Annotated in this window: 17 protein-coding genes; 5 read left to right on the top strand and 12 right to left on the bottom strand. The window is 62.3% G+C overall.

Features of this window, described 5'->3' with window-relative positions; translation table 11 throughout:
- Positions 1–26: 26 nt before the first annotated feature.
- From RTP54_RS28620 to RTP54_RS28650, 7 genes are all read right to left on the bottom strand, one after another.
- On the bottom strand, positions 27–875 hold the full coding sequence (locus RTP54_RS28620) for a CoA ester lyase (protein ID WP_312367295.1): 849 nt from the start codon (positions 873–875) through the stop codon (positions 27–29).
- Entirely contained in the window at positions 872–2,086 is a 1,215-nt protein-coding gene (locus tag RTP54_RS28625; protein WP_312367297.1) for a CoA transferase, read from the bottom strand. Before RTP54_RS28625 ends, RTP54_RS28620 begins: the two co-directional genes overlap by 4 nt.
- A gap of 14 nt (positions 2,087–2,100) precedes the next feature.
- The gene (locus RTP54_RS28630) at positions 2,101–3,180 is read right to left on the bottom strand and encodes an ABC transporter ATP-binding protein (RefSeq protein WP_112805713.1); all 1,080 of its coding nucleotides are present in this window, start codon (positions 3,178–3,180) and stop codon (positions 2,101–2,103) included.
- Positions 3,173–4,891: an ABC transporter permease gene (locus RTP54_RS28635; protein WP_112833664.1), complete on the bottom strand. Its 1,719-nt coding sequence runs from the start codon at positions 4,889–4,891 to the stop codon at positions 3,173–3,175. Before RTP54_RS28635 ends, RTP54_RS28630 begins: the two co-directional genes overlap by 8 nt.
- Before the next feature lie 126 nt (positions 4,892–5,017).
- Positions 5,018–6,130: an extracellular solute-binding protein gene (locus tag RTP54_RS28640; RefSeq protein ID WP_312367299.1), complete on the bottom strand. Its 1,113-nt coding sequence runs from the start codon at positions 6,128–6,130 to the stop codon at positions 5,018–5,020.
- The gene (locus RTP54_RS28645; RefSeq protein ID WP_112815805.1) at positions 6,130–6,894 is read right to left on the bottom strand and encodes an IclR family transcriptional regulator; all 765 of its coding nucleotides are present in this window, start codon (positions 6,892–6,894) and stop codon (positions 6,130–6,132) included. The genes RTP54_RS28640 and RTP54_RS28645 overlap by 1 nt, the downstream gene beginning before the upstream one ends.
- A 497-nt stretch (positions 6,895–7,391) precedes the next feature.
- On the bottom strand, positions 7,392–9,590 hold the full coding sequence (locus RTP54_RS28650; protein WP_312367304.1) for a mechanosensitive ion channel domain-containing protein: 2,199 nt from the start codon (positions 9,588–9,590) through the stop codon (positions 7,392–7,394).
- Between the two features lie 717 nt (positions 9,591–10,307).
- Here RTP54_RS28650 and RTP54_RS28655 point away from each other — a divergent pair.
- From RTP54_RS28655 to RTP54_RS28665, 3 genes are read left to right on the top strand one after another with little or no spacing between them, the layout of a single operon-like run.
- On the top strand, positions 10,308–11,048 hold the full coding sequence (locus RTP54_RS28655; RefSeq protein ID WP_312367306.1) for a hypothetical protein: 741 nt from the start codon (positions 10,308–10,310) through the stop codon (positions 11,046–11,048).
- Positions 11,029–12,045, top strand: a complete 1,017-nt coding sequence (locus tag RTP54_RS28660; RefSeq protein ID WP_312367308.1) for a hypothetical protein — start codon at positions 11,029–11,031, stop codon at positions 12,043–12,045. Before RTP54_RS28655 ends, RTP54_RS28660 begins: the two co-directional genes overlap by 20 nt.
- A complete protein-coding gene (locus RTP54_RS28665; protein ID WP_312367309.1) occupies positions 12,042–13,100 on the top strand; it encodes a hypothetical protein in 1,059 nt (352 codons plus the stop codon). The genes RTP54_RS28660 and RTP54_RS28665 overlap by 4 nt, the downstream gene beginning before the upstream one ends.
- A 100-nt stretch (positions 13,101–13,200) precedes the next feature.
- On the opposite strand, the gene RTP54_RS28670 is transcribed toward RTP54_RS28665, so the two are convergent.
- Complete coding sequence (locus RTP54_RS28670) at positions 13,201–13,917, bottom strand: hypothetical protein (protein ID WP_312367310.1); 717 nt, start codon at positions 13,915–13,917, stop codon at positions 13,201–13,203.
- 115 nt (positions 13,918–14,032) lie between these two features.
- Here RTP54_RS28670 and RTP54_RS28675 point away from each other — a divergent pair, with 115 nt between their 5' ends.
- A complete protein-coding gene (locus RTP54_RS28675; RefSeq protein WP_162703234.1) occupies positions 14,033–14,428 on the top strand; it encodes a hypothetical protein in 396 nt (131 codons plus the stop codon).
- A gap of 207 nt (positions 14,429–14,635) precedes the next feature.
- Here RTP54_RS28675 and RTP54_RS28680 read toward each other — a convergent pair whose 3' ends face one another.
- From RTP54_RS28680 to RTP54_RS28695, 4 genes are all read right to left on the bottom strand, one after another.
- Positions 14,636–16,069: an aldehyde dehydrogenase family protein gene (locus RTP54_RS28680; RefSeq protein WP_312367312.1), complete on the bottom strand. Its 1,434-nt coding sequence runs from the start codon at positions 16,067–16,069 to the stop codon at positions 14,636–14,638.
- Positions 16,070–16,166: 97 nt separating this feature from the next.
- Positions 16,167–17,336, bottom strand: a complete 1,170-nt coding sequence (locus RTP54_RS28685) for an L-rhamnonate dehydratase (protein ID WP_312367314.1) — start codon at positions 17,334–17,336, stop codon at positions 16,167–16,169.
- A gap of 59 nt (positions 17,337–17,395) precedes the next feature.
- Positions 17,396–18,385: an AraD1 family protein gene (araD1, locus tag RTP54_RS28690; RefSeq protein ID WP_312367316.1), complete on the bottom strand. Its 990-nt coding sequence runs from the start codon at positions 18,383–18,385 to the stop codon at positions 17,396–17,398.
- Between the two features lie 37 nt (positions 18,386–18,422).
- Positions 18,423–19,403, bottom strand: a complete 981-nt coding sequence (locus tag RTP54_RS28695) for a 4-hydroxythreonine-4-phosphate dehydrogenase PdxA (protein ID WP_312367318.1) — start codon at positions 19,401–19,403, stop codon at positions 18,423–18,425.
- Between RTP54_RS28695 and RTP54_RS28700 the strand changes: the two genes are divergently transcribed.
- On the top strand, positions 19,377–20,273 hold the full coding sequence (locus RTP54_RS28700) for a GntR family transcriptional regulator (protein WP_312367328.1): 897 nt from the start codon (positions 19,377–19,379) through the stop codon (positions 20,271–20,273). The genes RTP54_RS28695 and RTP54_RS28700 overlap by 27 nt on opposite strands.
- Positions 20,274–20,558 lie beyond the last annotated feature (285 nt).

Below are 20,558 nucleotides of genomic sequence, written 5' to 3' on the forward strand. Positions count from 1 at the left end.
TGCTTGGGGAGCGCTGCGCGGTTCGATCAGCCCGAGGCGCGCGCGATCAATGCGCGGGCGCGCGTGACGATGGGCAGATCGACGAACTTGCCCTCGAAGGTAAAGGCGCCAATCCCGGCTTGCGCGGCATCGTCAGCTGCCGCGATCAGACGCCGGGCAGCGTCAAGCTCTTCGGCGGATGGCGAAAAGCCGTCGTTCAACAGCGGAACCACGCTTGGGTGAATGCAGGTGGCGCCGTCGAAACCGAAATCCTTGGCTTCGCGGATGGCTGCGGCCAAGGCGACCGTGTCGGCATAGTCAGCCGTGCTGCGCAGCAGTCCGAAGGACAGGATGCCGGCGGCCTTGGCGGCATAGTGGATCATCAGCTTTGGCAGGCGCAGCACCTCGGGCGTCGGCTGGGCGCCCATGGAGGTTGCGAGATCCTCGCCGCCGGCTGACAGCGCGAACACCCGCGGTCCAGCGGCAATCGCTGCGGCATTGAGCAGTCCGTGCGGATCTTCGATCAGCGGCGCAAACCGGATCGGTGGCCGGCCGGTAGCCGTTTCCAGCGGCTGCAGGTGCCGGTCGAGCGTATGGAGGATTTCAGGCGAAGACACCTTGGGAATGTAAAGCGCCAGCGCGCCGGCCTCATGGGCAGCGGTGGCGTCGGCCAGCATCGTGGTTTCGTCATGGGTGTTGATCCGCACGATCACCCGAGCGCCGCTCTGGCCGACCATGGGCACGGCCCCCGCAAGAGCTGCCCTTGCCGCGTCCTTTTCGTTGAGGGCGACGGCATCTTCCAGATCGATGATGATGGCATCGGCGCCGCGTTGGTGGGCCTTTTCCAGGAAACGAGGCGAACTGCCAGGGACATAAAGCAGAGAGCGCAGCATCATTCGGTTCGGCCTCCCATGATCAGGTCGATTTCATCGGCCGACAGGCCGGCTTCATTGAGGACATCGCGGGTGTTTTCACCAAGTGCCGGTGCCGGATTGCGCCAGACGCCCGGCGTTGCCGACATCCGCGGCAGGATATTGTGCATCGGTAGCGAGCCGTGCTCGCGATCTTCGACTTCAGTGAAGACCTCACGCTCGATAAAGTGCGCGTCGTTGAAGGCATCGGCGATGTTGTAGACTGGCCCGACCGTCGCGCCGGCCCGGCGCATGATGTCGAGCGCGTCATCGTGCTCGCGCGTGGCAAACCAGGCGCCGACTGCCTCGTCGACCAGCGGCCGGTTGCGCACCCGGTCGGTGTTGGTGGCAAAAAGCGGATCGGTGATCATTTCAGGCCGGCCGATGATCTCGAAGATGCGCTTTGCGACCGCCTGGGTGGAACCGGAGAGCGCGACATACTTGCCGTCGGCGCATCGATAGACATTGCGCGGCGACGTCGTGTTGGAGCCGCTGCCGACCCGTTCCTTGATCTTGCCGGTCGTCCTGTAGATCGCAGCCTCCGGTCCGAGCACCGAGAACATCGGCTCCAGCAGCGACAGGTCGATGACCTGCCCGCGCGCCGTGCCGCGCTGACGCGCCAGAAGCGCCATGCTGACGGCGGAAGAGCCGTAGATGCCAGCGATCATGTCGGCGAGCGCCAGGGGCGGCAACACCGGCTCGCGATCGGGAAATCCGGTGCGCGCCGCAAAGCCGCTCATGGCTTCGACCAGCGTGCCGAAGCCGGGCAGGCTCGCATAGGGACCGGTCTGGCCGAAGCCGGAAATGCGCACGATGATCAGGTCGGGATTGCGCGCAAGCAGCGTTTCGGGCGCCATGCCCATCTCTTCGAGCGTGCCCGGGCGGAAATTCTCGATGAAGACGTCTGCCGTGTCGAGCAGCTTGAGCATGGCACTCATGGCGGCCGGTTCGCGAAGATTGAGCATGACCGAGCGCTTGTTGCGCCCGTAGGTCTTCCAGTAGAGCGAGCTTCCACCATCGCGCCAATCACGCAAGGGGTCGCCGACCGGCGGCTCGACCTTGATCACGTCGGCGCCGAAATCGCCGAGCTGCAGCGACAGCATGTTGCCGGCGACGAGCCGCGACAGGTCGACGACGCGAATACCGTCGAGCGGCCCCTTCGCGTCGGCATCGAAGCTCTTGGGTTTGCTGGTCATGGGACGCTCCGCGCTCAGGCCTGCGGCCGGGATTGCGCGGCAAAAAGCGTCGAGGCTTCCGGCGGCACATAGACGAAGACATGTTTGTCCGCGACCTCGCGTGCGGTCTGGACGCGGAAAGTACTGCCCGCCCCTGTCAGCTCGTACTGGTAGACCGAGCCGAGATAGGAGCCGCCCTGGACGGTTGCCTGCACGACATTCTCGCCGGCGCCGCCGACGATCTGCAGCCGTTCCGGACGCACGGCAATCACCACGTTCTCGTCCGCGCCGTTCCTGCCCGTGTTTGCCTTGATCACCGTGCCGTCGCCGAGGCGAACATTGGCCATGCCCGCCGCGCGATCGACCACGGTGCCCGTCAGGAAATTGGAGGAGCCGATGAAGTCGGCGACGAAAGCATCGGCCGGCGTTTCGTAGATCTCCTTGGGCGTGCCGAGCTGGCGAATGCGCCCGGTATCCATCACCGCGATGCGGTCGGAAACCGCAAGCGCTTCGGCCTGGTCGTGCGTGACGTAGACGGTGGTCACGCCGAGCCGCTCCTGCAATTCGCGCAACCAGACGCGTGCGCGCTCGCGCAGTTTTGCATCGAGGTTGGATAGCGGCTCGTCGAGCAGCAGTAGGCCAGGCCGGTAGACGAGGGCGCGCGCAAGCGCAACACGCTGCTGCTGGCCGCCGGAAAGCTCGAAGGGATACCGCTCGGCAAACTTGGCCATTTCGACCAGTTCGAGCGCTTCCTTGATGCGCTTGTCCTGCTCGGCACGGCCAATCTTGCGCAGCTTCAGCGGAAAGGCGAGGTTTTCTGCCACCGACATATGCGGCCACAGCGCGTAGCTCTGGAAAACGAGGCCGATGTTGCGCTGCTCCGGCGGCACGACGGTTCCGCTTTTCCCGTCGAACAGCACACGGTCGCCCATGCGGATCGAACCCGATGTCGCGTGGTTGAGCCCGGAGATCGCAAAAAGCGTCGTCGACTTGCCGCAGCCGGAAGGCCCGAGCAACGTCAGGAACTCGCCCTTGGGAATGGTCAGCGAGACCTCGCTTACGGCCTTGTAGGAGCCGTAGTTGATGGAGAGATTGTCGAGGATGAGATCAGCCATAGATCTTGGCTCCCAGCAGACGGCGCGCCATGAAGACGAACAAAGCCGTGATGATGACTTGGATGGTTGCGAGGGCGGAGACGGGACCGTTGTCGCCCTGGGCATAGAGCTGCAGCATGGTCGAGCCGATGATTTCGGATCCCGGCTGGTAGAGGAAAACCGCCGTCACGTACTCCTTGAAGAAGTGGATGAAGAGCAGCGCGAAGCTCGAAAACAGCGCCGGCTTCAGAAGCGGCAGGACGATGCGGGTCACCGTCGTCCACCAGTCGGCACCGGAAATACGCGAGGCGCGGTCGAGTTCTTCGCCGATCTGCGACAACGCCGGAGCGATCGCACCGAAACCGATCGGGATATAGCGCACGACGAAGGCGGCGATGAGGATCCAGATGGTTCCGCGGATCATGTCGAGCCCGGGGACCCAGACAACCGCATAGAAGAAACCGAGGCCGGCAATGATGCCGGGCAGCGAGCGCGGGAACAGAGCGACATATTCCAGCGCGCGACGGAAGCGGAACTCCGAGCGCTTGGCGACGAGCGCGATGAGCACGACGCAGGCCGTGCCGATGATGCCACCGAGGAAAGAGATGACCACGGAATTGAGGATAGCCCTGACATAGCCCGGCTGGTTGAAGATCAACTCGAAGTTGGCGAGGGTCAAAAGCTTCCAGAACGGGACCAGTGGCGTCAGGAAGCTGACGCTGGCGCGCATGAAGATGCCGGCAAAGACCGCAATGATGGTGAAGAGCACATAGGCGGCGACTGCGGCGAAGGCGACCCAGCGCCAGGGCCCGAGGTCGACGAGCGAGGGGCGCGAGGCCTTGCCGCGCACCGTGACGAAACGGCCGCTGTCCTTCATCAACCGGCCCTGCAGCCAGACGAGCAGGCCGACGATCACAAGGAGCATGACCGCGCCGGCGCCGACGATACCGTAGTCTGATTGCACAGCAGCATTGATGCCCTGGTCGTAGAGAAAGGTGGTCACGGTATGGATGCCGCTCGGGCCGCCGAACACCAGCGGGATCGCCAGCATCTCGATGCCGATCACGAAATTCAGCACGGCGGAATAGACCATTGCCGGCCGCATCATCGGAACGGTGATGCTGATCAGCGCCCGCATGGGGCTGGCACCGGCCGAACGGGCGGCATCTTCGAGCTGGGCGTCGGCCTTGGTGACTGCGCCGATGCACATGAGATAGGCAAGCGGCGCCTGGCTGAGCCCGGCAACGATGCTCATGCCTGTCAGGCTGTAGAGGTTCCACGGGCTGAGCCCTGTGCCCGCCTTGAAGGCAAGCGTGATATATCCGGATGGGCCGTACATCGTGAACCAGCCGAAGGCCATGACGAGATTGCTGACGAACAGCGGCCAGATCAGGATCTCGCCGATCCATTTGCGCCCGGGCAGATTGGTGCGGCCGACGATGACGGCCATGACCGAACCGAAGAGCTGGGCGACGATCATCGTGACGACCGCGAAGAACAGCGTGTTGAGCACGATCTTGCCCATGCCCGCTTCGGTAAACAGGCGAACGAAATTGCCTGCGGTGACGACAGCGTCGGGTTTGTAGAGCGGCCGGTCGAGAAACGCCTGGAGAATAATGGGCGCAATCGGCCCGACCACCAGAATCGTCGTCAGGATGCTTACGGCCCAGAAGGTGATGGTCGACCGGTCGCGCGTGGCGCCCGGTGCCGACCCTGCTGAAAGCTCGGTCATGGCAATAGTCCTCGAAAGCCGTCCGCTCACGCGACAAGACGGTCGTCAGGCTTCGTAGAGTTGAAAATAGGGGCCTGGGGATCGCCGGACGACTGTGTCGCCGACGATCTCCAAGGCTTGGGCCTGTTAGTTGCCGGCCATCGCGGCGGTCCACTTGGTGGCAAAGCCCGCAGCGTCATCGATGAGCGCCTTGTCGAAGCCGACGGCGATCAGATTTTCCATGCCGACCTTGGCGGCAATCGCCTGATAGGTGTAGCGAACTTCGGCTTCTTCGACGTCCTCGCGGTAAGGCGTCAGTCCGCCCTTGCCGATCTGGGTCTGGCCCTTCTGGCTGAGCAGGTAGTCGATGAAAAGCTTCGCCGAGTTCGGGTTGGCCGCCTCGTTCGGGATGCCGAGACCGCGAAGCATGACGGGGGTGCCGTCATCGGGGAAGGCAAAGCCGAGGATCTCGCCGCCGGGCTGCTCCAGGCGCGGGAAAATGGTGATGCCGGAAACGGCGATGCCGACGAGATATTCGCCGGTGGCGATCTTTTCGTTCATCGGGCCACCGGAGACCTCGCCGCGGATCATCGGGCCGATTTCACGCAGGCCCTTCCAGCCGTCGTCGCCCTTGACCTGCAGCGTCTTCCACCAGGCGGCGAGCCCGAAGGAGTTGCGGGCAGCGTCGTAGGTGGTGATCTTGCCGTCGAACGTCGCCTTGTCGGCCGCAGCCGCTTTGACGAGCGAGGCGAAACCGGTCGGGCGCTGGCCCTCCGGCAGCAGGGCTGCGTTATAGGTAATGACGAGCGGGTCGGCCGACATCACGTAAATGCCGGGATAGGGATTGGCAAAGCCCGGCAGGCGTTCGGTTTCCGGGCTGGAGTAATCGAGCATGCGGCCTTCGCTGCCATAGCGCGCCCAGCGATCGTTCGCCCCCGATACCAGCACGTCGGCGGTGCGGGCACCGCTGCCGGCCTCGGCTTCCCAGCGGGTGTGCACGGTGCCGGAGCCCAGGTCGAGCGTCTCGACCTTGATCCACGGGTAGAGTTCGCTGAAGCCCTTGATCACAGGCTGCCAGTTGTTGTCGGCCATGTTGGAGTAGACGACGAGGCCGCCCTCCTTGCGCGAGGCTTCGACGATCTGGCCATAGTCGCCCGGATAGTAGTCGGGCAGTTTCGGCTCCTGGGCGACAGCACTGGTCGAAAGCATCGCCGATGCGGCAAGCAGCCAGCCGGCAAGCTCTCTCTTCAAATAGGACATCAATTCCTCCCGTGGGTTTTCCCGTTTTTGAACATACGTCGCGAAAGCTCCTCACTTGCGCGGCGTGCGGCCTCGACCGTCGCATCGGTGACGCGATCGAGATTGTTGGCGATCCGCTCGCGCGGACCGGAAATGTTGACGACGGCGACGATGCGGCCATCGGGGTCGCGGATCGGCGCCGCGACCCCGGCAGCCCCTTCGACCCGACCGTAGAGATTGGCGACATAGCCGTCGTTGCGCCCGGCGCTTACGCGCTCTGCGATGCCCTCCGGATCATCCTCGGCGGGAACCGACTGGCCGAGATAGGCTTCAAGATCCCGGTCCTTGAGGCCGGACAGCAGCATCAATCCGCTCGCGACATAATGCGCGACACGCAGCGTGGCGATATCGCGGTCATAACGGATCTCGCGCATGGGCAGGATCTTGTTGAGGTATCGCACCTGCCGGTCGTCGGTCAGCACGGCGATGAAACCGGTTTCCTCGATCGCAGCGACCGTTTCGCGAAGGATCGGCTCCGCCACTCTCAGGATCGTGCCCCAGCCGTTATTTGCCTCCGACGGCTCACCGGGAAGCCGGACGAGCAGGTAGCGTCCGTCCGTCTGGCGCGTGACATACCGGGCCTCGACCAGGGTGCGCAGCAGAAGCAGGGTGCTGCTCTTCGGCAGGGCAAGAGCCTGAACGACCTCGGAGAGCGCCACGGCGTCGCTGCGCGATGCCAGCCACTCGATCAGATCCAGAATTCTTTCCGCGCCGCGGCCGCTCATGCATTTTTTCCTTGTTCAATATATTGAACGTGTGCTATATCGTGAACATACCGAGCGTGACCGCCCCTGTCAAGGCGCGTCCGCGTCTCACGGCATCGCCGCAACAGCCAGTCGATCGACAATCCTGACAGGGGATGTGACCCGGGCGCTCGCCTTCCACCCAATCCTGGCCGTGTCCGTCCCATCAAGGAGACGGGCGCGATGAGGCGTATAGGGTTCACCGACGATCCGGTCGTCGGGACGCGGAAGGACCTTGGACGATGAGAACGCCGGGCTGATAACGCGGCTTTGAAGGGTATCGCCGGAAAAGCTGTACGCCTGCCGTGTCAGGGCAAGGGTTCGCGACATGAGGATCAGTTCCGCAGGCAGATCGAAGGATGTCTGGAACTGTGGCGATGGCCAATGGCAAGGCGGAGAAAAGTTGTCCGCAAAGCTTCTATATCTGAAGCGTCACGAGCGATCGTAGGACATCATCGCGATCAGTGACGCAACAAACATCACGACATCGACGCGCCCATTGCGGCGGCCGCCTGCGGCGCGTCCCCGTTCTTGCCAGCGCCGAAATAGATCGTCTGATGAGGGAACGGCAACTCGATGCCTCTGATGTCGAAGATTCTTTTGACGGCGCCGTTGAGCGCCCTGCCAACCGCCCATTGTTGCCCCGGCATCGTCTTGATGCGCACACGCACGATAACCGCGCTATCGGCCAGTTGCTGCACCCCGAACCACTCCATCTCGCCAAGGATGGCGCAATCCAGGGCCGGATCGGCACGCAATTCGTCAAACGCATCGAAAAGCGCTGCCCGCGCGTCTTCGACATCTTCGTGATAGGCAATGCCGACGTCGCCGACATGGAAGGAGAAGTCGCGCATGTGATTGGTGATCATGTCGACCGACGAGAATGAAATGATGTGATAGGCGCCGTGCACGTCGCGCAGGCTGACGGAGCGGATCGTCAGGCGTTCTACCGTGCCGGTCGTGCCGCCGACCGCGATGACGTCACCGACATTGATGGCGTTCTCCAGCTGAATGAAGACGCCGTTGATGACATCCTGCACCAGTTTCTGCGCGCCGAAACCGATGGCCAGACCCAAAACGCCCGCCGACGCCAGGAGCGGCGCTATATCAAGGCCCAGCTGGGACAGCGAAAACATGAGCGACACAACGACGATCGCAATCGTGACCGCATTCCTGAGAAGCGTAAGAAGCGTCGTTTCGCGCGCGTTCGCGATCGATCCGAAAGCCGGATTCAACCGGTAATCGACCCAGGACGTCAACGCCAGCCAGCAAGCATAGGCAACGAGCATGATGGCGAGCACCGACGTGATCGCGCCCGTAAATGCAAGACCTATCCGGGATTGCAGGATCGCGAAGACGTCGACGAGGCCGACCGCTGCCGCCAACAGCGACAAAACCATGGCCAGCACGACCAGACGAAGCAGCGACAGGAAACGCGGCACCAGACCATTCACGCGCGCCTCGAGGAGAGGAAGGCGGTCATTCACGTTTTGTGGCAGCGTCACCCCCTTTGCGATGGCGCCTGCCAGCCAGTCCGAAATGACAAGGCCCGCGATGATTGCGGCAAGAACCTGGGCACTTGCCGCCAAAACCGAAAACAATCGATCCGATGGCCCGATCAGGACAACGAAGAACAGGAACGCGAAATAGGCGAGGACCGGCCAGTGCCAGCGTGCGGCGATGAAACGGAGTTGACGGTGGCGCACGGAATGCCCGGGCATTGCCAGCAGCCAATCGGTCACGGCCTGTCTGTTGATCACCGTCGCCAAGACGGCGATGACCAGGGCGACGAGAGCGACGAGCGCGGAAGCCGCCTGCCCGGAAGCGATCGAGACTGCCTGCGACAGGATCGGCTGGAGAACAAGCTGGCCGTAGCCGAGAATGCTGATGATCAGGGCAAACAGCCGGCTGGTTCGCTTCGCGGCCGCATTCGACAAACGAAGCAGGCGAAGATCTTCGGCAGAAGCAGAAAGAACCGTTCTGACTGCGACCTTGGCCAGTTGCACCATCAGGAACGCGTTCAGATAAAGCGTTTGCTGGAAATCCATGCGTCCGAGTTCGCCGAACACCGTCAACGCTGCCAGATACCCGGCACCCCAGGCGACAACCACCACCGCAACATCGAGCAGCGCCGAGGCCGCGATCAGGAAAGTCTTTTCGAGCAGGCCCGCCGTTGCCGCACGCCGGCCGAACGAACGATCGATCCGGCGGGCGGCAAGACGCACGATCGCAAAGACCCCATATGTGACGACGATCACCAGGGCCAAATCTCGAAAGGCACGTGCCAGCACCTCCCCTTCCTCTCCGCTCAATTGCGAGAGCGTGGCTGGCGCCGCTGCCAGCTGGGAAGCGAAGACAAGGAGGGAGGAGACAGAGCGTTCGGCAAATTGCCGCGTCACATCCGCAAGTTTCTTGCCAAGCGTTTCATCGGCGGCACCCGGCCCTACGTCATCGCCCGGCGGATTCGATGCGCCTTCGACGGCCTTCTGCAGCGCGCCAAGGAAAGCCTCCCGCGCCTTGTCATCCTCAAGCACGTCGATCAGTTCCTGAAGCGTGGCGACATTGTCCGGCCGGCCCTCGGCCGCGGCGGCGGCAGATTGCTGGGCTGTCGCCGGCCCCGCCCCGGAGGCGGCGAACAGAGCAATCAGAAGCAAGGGTCGCAACAAGGATAAGATCATCAGCTATGCCAGTGTGTTTGCAGGAACGGGAAGGTCGATGAAGCGCTTTGCCGTGGACCGTTGAGGGTGGCTCGCCCGATGCCAACGACGATTGTCGAGTGCACAGCACCGGCGCCGGGCGACCGGGCATTGCCAGAGCGCGACGCCAGCTTGCGCCGCAATCGGACGGTCTGCAAAAAATGCCCGCCACGAGGGCGGGCAAATAACCTGGGCATTCCTAGAATTTCATCTCTGGAACGACCATGCATGCAGTATTTTATTTCGTGCACAGCCATATATTAGACACAAATTTCGCTACGAGCCCACCCCAACCCTCAAGATTTCACGGGATTGTGAACTTTGTTACGCCAGAACGCGGAGCGACTTCGCGCCGGCATACCCTCAGGGACCTACCTGAGCGACCATGCCGCGAGCGCCATCCATGATCGCGTTTCCGATGGCGCGTCGAGCGCGACAATTTGATTTGATCCCGACCAGCAGACGTCATCGGAGCCGGCGGCCATCTTTGCCGCGCCGGAGCGCAGGCAACGCCGATGGCGAGCTCGAAAACGCGTTTCTGCCGGGTACGCACCGGCGGGCTTTTCATGCTGTCCGCCGCGGCCGTCACATCCGGATCGCCGCCGTCTTTGATAAACACCCCAAGCTGCAAGTGCCTTAAGCGAAAATTATTGGTTGCTGCCGCAGGGTCCGCGCGCATTGGCTTTCATGGGGTCTGGAATGTTGAAAACGGGCAAGATCGCTCGATTTGTCGCGGCCTGTCTCACCGCGGCGACTTTAAGCGGCGAGCCGGCGCGAGCTGGTGAGCAGGGTGCCGTTCTTGAACTGGCAAACAAGCCCGAGTTCACGGAACGCTTCGCTGGAAATGCGCAAGTGAGCGGCCAGTTCCTGTCCGGCCTGGCCTATCGATCCGACCTCGGCCAGCTCGATCTCAGCCAGGTCCGGCTTTCTTACACGCGTGATGCCAAGGAGCCGCCGAGTTCTGTCTGCGTTCGGGTCACGTCCGCCGACGGGCGGTACTGGGCATCGAACATGTATCGTTCCGCAGGCGCGTTCAACGCCCCGCCGGCGGTGCCGATCCCGACCGCGTACGGCGAGCAGTTGCAGGCCTACACACCCTCTGGGCTACTGATGCTGGCCACCTTTTCCGAGACCTGCAATGACACGGCCGGAAAGACCTATGTGCCGGGCCTCTTCGGCGACGAAAAAGGGGCAGAACTGGTCGCATACGTCAACGTCAGCCAGAGCAAGGTCAGCGCCACACTGACAGACAGAGACGGCACCGATCTCGAGAAGGTCACGTGCCGCAAACCGGCTGACGGAGCCAAGGTGACCTTCTCCCATCTCTGCAACATCGCCCTCACCAAAATCACCTACAAAGGCAGCTACAGGCTGCGCGTCGAAGTCAAAGGCCTGACACGCACATCCACGGGACAAGATTATGCCGTCCACCTGGAGTGACCGGTTGAGCACTATTTCCTGGGGCAGGGTCGCGACGTCCTTTCTCCTGGCCATGGCGCTCTCCGTTGCAGCCCTCGGAATCCTCAGCCTGGTGCATAAGCCGCAAACGTTTGCCGTGATCGACGCGCGCAGCGAATACATGGAATTCAGCGTTTTCAACCCTGAGCTTTCATTCATCTACGCAGCCGGATTGAGGATCAGCAGCTGGCCAGATGGCAGCAGGGACGAACAATGCGCTTCAGGTACTCTGGTGCCCGACATAATGTCGCGGGTCAGCTATCAGCGCGTCGAAAATCAGGGGTTGGTTATCCTGGTCGATGGGAAGGGCGAGCTTCGTCTCGATGGCGGCACTGCGGCGCCCTTCGATGGGGAAGTGGTGTTGTTTGCCGACGCGAGTTGCGGGTCTTTGCTCTCGAACCGGTTTCCGGTCTGGGGGCCGGGCAAGATCGGCTCCGCGTTCGCGATGCGCAGCGACGGCCCGGGCCCGATTCTCCTGGAAGGCAGTCTCGCAACCTATGGCAGAACGATCGATCTATGGCCGTTTGGACGCGGTGGCGCGATCTATTCCGCGACGGACGAGCCGCTCGCCATTCCTTCCGGAGGATATATCGAGACCAATACGAAGGCGCTGCAGGCCGAGGACCCGGTTGCGGATGAACTCACCGCGCTTTTTGGCTACGTCGCTCTGTCGGACGAGCCCGGGCTTGCCGTACACGTCACGACGGAAACACCGAGACTGCAGATCTCCACGCCCGGCGCCCAACCGAACTCCAGCAGGATCGAGGTCGGACTTTTCGCTCAGGTGCTCAACGATCCGACCATTCTCGCAGCGCAGATTTTGCTCATTCTTCTGGTTCTTCTCTGGCCCATTACAATCGATCTGGTGGGACTTGCTGTTTCAGGTCGGGATGAAGGCGCTGCTGCCAGACCCGATGCAACCAGTCCTGTTGCCTCACAAATACCCGATAACGGCACCGCATTGAGAGACTGCGCATGAGATCGCCTGTAACAGCCGCCCTATTGGCCCTCGCTGGTATCCTCCACGTGGGACCGGCAGGCGTTGCGAATGCCGAAACGGTTCTTCTGGCACGGGGCGACGATACATTCGGACAGGGCTGGCTGTTTCTGGACGCTGCAGGCCAATGCCGGGTCGTGACGCCCCGCCACGTCCTGGAAACAGCCGACGGCGCCTTGTCGCCACCCGACCTTATCGACCGCTATGGTCGAATTCATCCGACGCACTCGCCGGTCGCGGCGACGGACCCGGATCTTGACCTGGCTTTCATCACTGTCGGGGGGCAACTCGCGAAGGGAGGATGCAGTCGCGACAGGGTCAGAGCAACGCCTCTCCAGCCGATCATCGATAGCCTGAAGCAGGCGCAGCTCGACGTTTCGACCCAGACGGAACGGCAGTCGATCGCGGTCGCTGTCCGCGCGGTTTCCAGAGACGACAAGGGCGGTGGCATCATCGCCGTTTCGAGCGTCGACCCCAACGTCAGTTTCCAGAAGGGCATGAGCGGCGGCACCATAACTCACAACGGTCGTCCAATCGCCATGCTGTTCGAGGTCGATAGCGACGAAGGCATCGGCGTTGCGATGCGTTACGACCTCATCGCGGGCGAACTGCAGAAGCTTGTCGCGAAACCGCAAGACAAGCCATCGACGGATCTCACCTCCGTCAACGATCTTGTTCTGGTTCGCGGGCGGATCACAGAGCGTGGCAGCGGGCTCAGCGGCTTTCTTGCCGGTACGTCCTCGTTGAAGGTAGCGCCCGCGCCGGACAGAGTTGTGCTGACGTTTACGAATGAGAGCCAGGCGACCGTTGAAGCCATTCATGTCCGCGGCAAGGGTCTGACGGGAAAAGGCTTCCTCATCGTCGAAACGGAGAAGGATCAAAGCGGCTTCTTGCCAGGAGCCCGTTGCGCGCTGGTCGAAAACACGACGTGCAACATGGCTCCCCGGCGCGCGACGCGCCTGCGCGTCACCATGACGGGGGTGTCGACGGACGCCTATGAGATCGAAGGTCTGGACCTCGTGGAGAGCGGGCGATAAAGCGCGCCGTGGCCTTTCAGATCTGGCCGGCACACTTTAAATTTTTGGTGTGCCGCATGTCGCAATCGTAAAGCCGCTGCGCACTATTGCGCGCCATGCTCTAGTTTCCGGCAGCGCTTGTCTCGTTGTCGAAGAGGTGAAGACGCACGGGAAACTCGAAGCCGTTCTCGAAATTGCAAGTCCCTCGGCCAACCAGGGTGAATGCCTCGTAATCGGTCAATTCGAAACTGCAATTTCTGGTGTCGAAGCCGTTTTTGACATTTGTCACGATGTTGATCAGACCACCACGAATATTGCCCGTGCCGGAATACGACTTCTGATTGTCAGCAGATGGATTCTCGTTGCGGGAGGCCACCTGAAATTCAAGCGCCTCGCTTGAGGGATACTCCGACTGCAGGCTGAATTGAAAGCCCTGGTCTTTCAAGAACCCGTAGAGTCTGTTGCCGGACAGGTCCTTGATTGCCTCCTGGTCCTTGCCATCCAAGACCGCCTGCATCGCTTCCGGCAGTTCGGCAGTGATGATGAACGTTCTGAAGCTTGCGAAGTGCGCGCGTAGCGCAAGCGAACGCACGTTGGGATCGCTAACCTGGAACGCTGTTCGAATGGCGAGCTGGACCTCCGTCGCGTCCCCCTTCTTCAGGATTTCTTCAAGCTGGGCCAGGCGCATCAACGGATCGGGATCATTTATCGCGTCGAGCACCGCCTGCAATTCGCCGTAGCGCGCAGTCACATCCGCGTGTGCGAGCGACGTTGTGCTTGCCATCATGGCCGCCGCCACCGCTGACACTGCCGCGAACCTTGCCAAAATACGTTTCATTGCGCTGTTCCCAACCTCTGATTTCAAAACGACTATCGGCGTTAAATGACCTTTCAGTAAATTTCAGGCGATAATGATGCGAAATTCAGAGGTTAGACGGGGAGTACAGACTGAAATGACGCAAGCCGAAGACGAAGCGCGCCGACTGCGCTCGATGCATATCAGCGTTCCCGACATCATGCGTCAGACGGGTTTGACCATGTTCGAGGTCTACGAGGTCACCGAGAACCGGGAAATGGCGGTCGCCAAAATGGCGCGCCTTCATTTCGTCAGGGGCACCGGATGGCCCTGGGACGAGAGCGTGACCCACCCGGATGACCAACGTCAACCGACACAAGATCCGGTGCTGGACGCAGCACGCGCGATCGTGGACCTCTTCCGGGGTCAGACTTCTGACGACCCGATGCGCGGCCTTCTCGATGCGCTGCCGCTGGAAAGGCGAAAACAGGTTCTGGAGATACTGGTTCGTTTGGTCGGAACTGCCGGCACCACTGCGCCACCGGCAGGTTAGAGCGCCGCGCGCGTGCAAGGCCTCACGCTGGGAATGCACGAATGAGACACCAATGGAAAGGCGGAGTGTGACGGAGGTCCCCGCACCTTCGCGGCTTTCCAGCCGCACCTTGCCGCCATGGGCGGCGGAATAGCACGCAACCTTCGACAAGCCCATACCGGTTTCCTCGACATCCGTCGACCACTTCGACGGTCGACCGCCAGAAGCTTAAGCGAGCGTGTAAGCCGTCTTGACGGTTGTGTAGAATTCGGCGGCGTAACGGCCCTGCTCGCGCGAGCCGTGCGAGGAGCCCTTGCGGCCGCCGAAGGGCACGTGGAAATCGACGCCGGCGGTCGGCAGGTTGACCATCACCATGCCGGCCTCGGCGTTGCGCTTGAAATGCGTCGCATGTTTCAGGCTGGTGGTGGCGATGCCCGACGACAGTCCGAACGGCGTGTCGTTGGCCACGCTGAGCGCCTCGTCATAGTCCTTCACCCGGATCACCGCGGCGACCGGTCCGAAGATCTCTTCTTGGCTGATGCGCATGGCGTTGCTCGCCTCGGTAAACAGCGCCGGCTGCAGGTAGAAGCCGGGCGTGTCGCGCTGCACGCGTTCGCCGCCAAAGGCGAGTTTTGCGCCTTCCTGTCTGCCAATGGCGATGTAGTCGGTGTCCTGGTTGAGCTGGCTCTGGTCGACCACCGGGCCAATGTGAGTACCGGCCTTCAGCGCGTCGTCGATAACAAGACCCTTCATGCGCTCGCCCATCGCGGCAACGAAGCGGTCGTGAATGCCTTCGGTCACGATGATGCGCGACGACGCGGTGCAGCGCTGGCCGGTGGAGAAGAAGGCGGAGTTGACGGCCGCTTCGACGGCGACGGTCAGATCGGCATCGTCGAGCACCACGAACGGGTTCTTGCCGCCCATTTCCAGCTGGTACTTGCGATTGTGCTCGACCGAGGCGAGCGCCACGCGCTTGCCGGTTCCGGTCGAACCGGTGAAGGTGATCGCCTGAATATCGGGGCTGTCGAGCATCGCCTGGCCGACGACCGAACCCTTGCCCATCACCAGGTTCAACACGCCCTTCGGCAACCCGGCGCGATGGAGAATGTCGACGATCGCCCAGGATGAGCCCGGCACCAGTTCGGCCGGCTTGAAGACGACGGTGTTGCCGTAGCACAGCGCCGGCGCGATCTTCCAGGCGGGGATGGCGATCGGGAAATTCCACGGCGTGATGATGCCGACGACACCGACCGGCTCGCGGGTGATCTCGACGCCAATACCAGGGCGCACCGAGGGGATGACCTCGCCGGCCAGCCTGAGCGCCTCGCCGGCGAAGAAATCGAAGATCTGGCCGGCGCGCACGGTCTCGCCGATGCCTTCGGCCAATGTCTTGCCTTCCTCGCGCGACAGAAGCCGCCCGAGCTCGTCCTTGCGCGCCAGGATCTCGTCGGCGGTCTTTCTGAGGATCGCATGGCGCTCGAGAATGCCCGAGCGCGACCAGGCGGGAAAGGCGGCCTTCGCCGCGGCGATCGCAGCCTTGGCATCCTCGGCAGAGGCGCGGGCATACTCCCCGATCACGTCGTTGGTGTCGGACGGGTTGATGTTGGCAACGCCATCACCGCCGACCCATTCGCCGGCAATCAGGTTCTGGTGCAATGTCATGGCCGCGGCCTCCTGGATATCCGTGCTGTCCGGCGTCATCTGCCTGTGCAATGGCAAGGCTGGCGGATCGCCGCCGGCCGGGGCGATCCGCCTACGATCACTCGATGATCTCGAACTGATCGAGATACTTCTCGCTGAGCGTCAGGCCGAGGCCGGGCTTGTGGTCGTCGAGATCGATGCACCCGTCGATGGCATCCGGCTCGCCGTCGAAGATGTACCAGAAGAGCTCGTTACCGATTTCGACCGGATGGATCGGAAAGTATTCGGCGATCGGGCAGTTGGTGTTGGCCATGGTCAGGTGGAAATTGTGCATCTGGCCGGCATGCGGCACCACCGGCACCTGATAGGCCTCGGCAAGCGCGTTGATCTTCTGGGCAGCGGTGATGCCGCCGACACGGTTGGTGTCGTACTGGATGACGCTGACGGCCTTCATGTCCAGGAGCTGCCGGAAACCGAAGAGCGTGAATTCGTGCTCGCCTCCTGAAATCGGAATAGGCCCGGCATTGAGCTCGGCATAACCGTGCATGTCGTCGGCAATGACCGGCTCCTCCAGCCAGCGCGGCTCGAACCGCTCAAGCTTTGGCAGCATGCGCTTGGTGTATTCGAGCGTCCAACCCATGAAACATTCAAGCATCAGGTCGCGGTCGTAGCCGATGACTTCACGCACGGCCTCGACGCGCTTCAGGTTTTCCTTGACGCCGAACGCGCCGTCCTTCGGCCCGTAGCCGAAGCGCATCTTCATCATCGCATAGCCCTGGTCGACGTAGCGCTGGGCCTCTGCCTGCATGTTTTCGATACTGTCGGCATAGAGCTTGGAGGCGTAGACCGGGATCTTCTCCTTCATGCGCCCGCCCAGAAGTTTGAAGACCGGCTGTCCGCTCGCCTTGCCGAGAATGTCCCAGATGGCGATGTCGATCGCCGAGATTGCGGTGATGCCCACGCCCTTGCGGCCCCAGGCAAGCGTCTTTCGGTACATTTTTTCAAAGATGTAGCCGTAGTCCCATGGGCTATCGCCGATGACCAGCGGCGCCAGGTACTGGTCGATCGTCGCCTTCACCAGCCGTGGCGCGAGAGCGGCATTGCCGTAGCCGACAATGCCTGTATCGGTTTCAACCTCGACCACGAGCCATTCCAGAAAGCGGAACGACGCCATCGCATCGCCCTTCTCGTAGAGGATGTCACTGGCATTGGTGCAGAAATTTGCCTGTGGCGGGACGACGTCGCCGGTCCAGCGGTAGATCTTGGCGCGGACGGATTTGATTTTCATGTCACGGTTCTCGTAGCAGAAGGGGGGAAATGGCCGGGCCCGTTGGCGGGCTTTTATGGTCAGAGCGTTCGGATCTTCACGGTGCGCGGCGCAGCGACGCGAACCGGATTGCGCAAGGGATGCCCGAACTGTGGGCAATCGATCTCCATCTCGTCGCCCTCCCGCAGGCGGACGCCATCGGCAAAGCTGATCGTTGCCGTCCCGAAGACATGAACGTGGATATCGCCGGGATTGCAGAACAGCGGATACTTGAAGTGGTGATGTTCCAGGTTCGAGATCGCATGGGTCATGTTGGCCTCGCCCGACAGGAATGGCCGTTCCCAGAGAACCGCTCCGTCGCGATGGATCCGGCTGGTTCCACGGATATCCTCGGGCAAGTCGCCCAGCAAAAGCTCAGGCCCCAGCGCGCACTGCCGCAATTTTGAATGGGCAAGCAGCAGGTAGTTGCTGCGCTCCATCACGTGGTCGGACATTTCGTTGGCAAGGGCAAAGCCCAACCGGAACGGCGTGCCATCGGGTCCGATCAGATAGACACCGGCGATCTCCGGCTCTTCACCCACGTCGAGCGCCCAATCAGGGCTTTCCATCGGTGCGCCCGACGGCTTGAGGATCGAACCGTTGCCTTTCCAGAACCATTCCGGCTGGACGCCGATTTCACCCGCGGGCGGCTTGCCACCCTCGACGCCCATCTTGAAGATCTTCATCGAGTCCGAGAGCTCGGTGCTGCCATCGTTGAGCTTGGCATGCATCGCGTCGCGCGCGTCGGCGCTGCCGAGATGCGTCAGCCCCGTCCCGGTCACGAACACATGGGCGGTGTCGGGATGATCGACCGGCGTCAGCAGCCGTCCGGCGTTGCGCACCGCCGCGTAAGGTTCGATCAGCGTGGTCCTGTGCGCCTCAGCCGCCGCTTCGAGCGAGACGCCCTCGGCGATCGCGTGCGATGCGAGCGCCAGAACGCTCTGTACATCCGCAAGCCTGTGCACGTGGTCCTGTTCGACCGCACCCACATGGCGCGTGCCGTCCTCAGACAGAAACTGTATCAGCCTCATGGCTTATCATCCCGATGTTGAAGTGAAGAAAAGGCGACTAGGCGAGAAGACCGACCTGGAGATCGAGCCCGGCGACCGCATTGCGGCGCTCGGCCATGTTGACGAGCATCGTCACCGCATTGGTCGTCGGCACCACGTTGGCAAGGTTCTTGCCGGCGATATCGAAGGCGGTGCCATGGGCGGGCGTGGTGATCGGGACCGGCAGGCCGGCCAGAACCGAGACGCCTTTCTCGAAACCCATGAGCTTGATCGCGATCTGTCCCTGGTCGTGATACATCGTGACGACGGCGTCGTAATGCCCGTCGCGCACCTTCAGCCAGAGCGTATCGGCCGGCATCGGGCCGGCAACGAGGATCTGCTTTTCGCGGGCGCTCTCCACCGCCGGAGCGATGACGAGAATTTCCTCGTCACCGAGCAGGCCGCCGTCGCCGGCATGCGGATTGTAGGCGGCAACCACGATGCGGGGCCGGTCGTAGCCGGCCATTTTCAGCGTCGCGTCGGTGAGCTCGATCGATTCCAGCACACGCTCGTGGGTCAGAAGCTCCGGGACCTCCTTCATCGGGACATGCGAGGTCACGCGGCCGTTCCACATCCCATTGGCGACATTGAACTCGCTCGGGCGGTTCGGCAGCTTGAAGAAGCTGCGGGCATAGCTCAGTTCGTCGACATGCTCGCTGCCGCCCAGGTACATGGCCTCCTTGTTGAAGGGAAGAAAGCAGATGCCGTCGATCGTTCCATCGGCCGCAAGCTCATAGGCGCGCGTCAGCCAGGCCATACAGGCAGCGCCACACGCAGCAGACGCCTTGCCGAACACGGCGTCGTCGACGCCGTCGCGAGACATGTTCAGGTGATGGATTCGTGCGGACGCGAAGTTGAGCTCGGCGATATCGTCGATGTAGCGGATCTCCGGGAGCTCTTCCCCTGCAACGGTCTCCCCGCTGCGCATCAGGCGCGGGTCGCCGATAACAAGGATGTTTGCCGATTGCCTCAAATGATCCTGGCGCAGCAGCTTGACCATCAGTTCCGGCCCGATGCCGGCGGCGTCCCCCTGGATCAAAGCGATCGTCTTCATGTCATCAAAATCCGTTCAATTGCTATTTTGGCCTATGGTATACCAAAATTGCGGGTGGTCAACCTTCTCGGAAAGGTTTTGGCTGTAAATGGCGGCGGGCATCACATATGTTCGCGCGAGCGAGAACGACAACCGGTGAAAAACTTGAACCTCGAGGCACCCAACAAAATCAAACGCGATCTCTTGGCGGATCAGGCGACCGGCGAACTGCGGCGCATGATCGTGCAGGGCGCCCTGCCCCCGGGGGAGCAGGTGACTGAGCGCGAGCTGTCGTCGCTTCTGGGCGCTTCCCGCACACCGATCAGGGAGGCGGTTCGCGCCCTGGCTCTCGAAGGCCTGATTACGCTGTCGAGCACCGGGCGCTACTTCGTTGCCAATCCGAGCGAGGACGAGCTGCACGACATGCTCAGAGTGATCGGCGTGCTGGAAGGGCTCGCGGGCCGGCTCGCCTGCGCGGTCGCCGCCGCCGAAAGCCTTGCTGCCATTGCAAGACTGCAGGAGGATATGCGCCGCACCGCCAACGGTCAGACCCATCTCGATTATTTCGAAACGAACATCGCGTTTCATCGCGCGATCGTTGCCGCCAGCGGCAACAAGGTTCTGATCGAAACCCACAAGGCCCTGAACGACAGGCTGTATCGGGCGCGCTACGTCTGCTCGACGAAAGCGGCAAACAGGCAACGCGCGCTAGGAGAACACGACGCTGTCGTCGAAGCCCTGCTTGCCCGCGACGGCGATCGGGTCGAACGCGAACTGCGAACCCATATGGCCCAGGCGGAGAAGAACATCACCGACACTCTGTTTCCACGAAGCTGACGCTGCGGGTCGCGATCATCGCGGATGCGGATCCGGCAGCGCACGGCATGCCGTGGCCGCAATGCTTCGTCGTCGGCCAGGCTTTGAGCAGCTGGCACGAACCGATCGACTTCGTGCCAGCTGCCGGTTCTGGCCGATCGTGAAGACGTAAGCCCGGCCTTTTGACCGGGCGATGCAACGCCCGGTCAGGGATCGCCTCGCGGTTCCCGGAACTCTTCACTTACGTTTTGGGTGCGGCGGCTCCGTCAAGCCGCCGCGCTGCCGTCGCCGTGCGATGTCGCATCG

Source organism: Ensifer sp., assembly GCF_031989085.1.
Taxonomy (GTDB): Bacteria; Pseudomonadota; Alphaproteobacteria; order Rhizobiales; family Rhizobiaceae; genus Ensifer.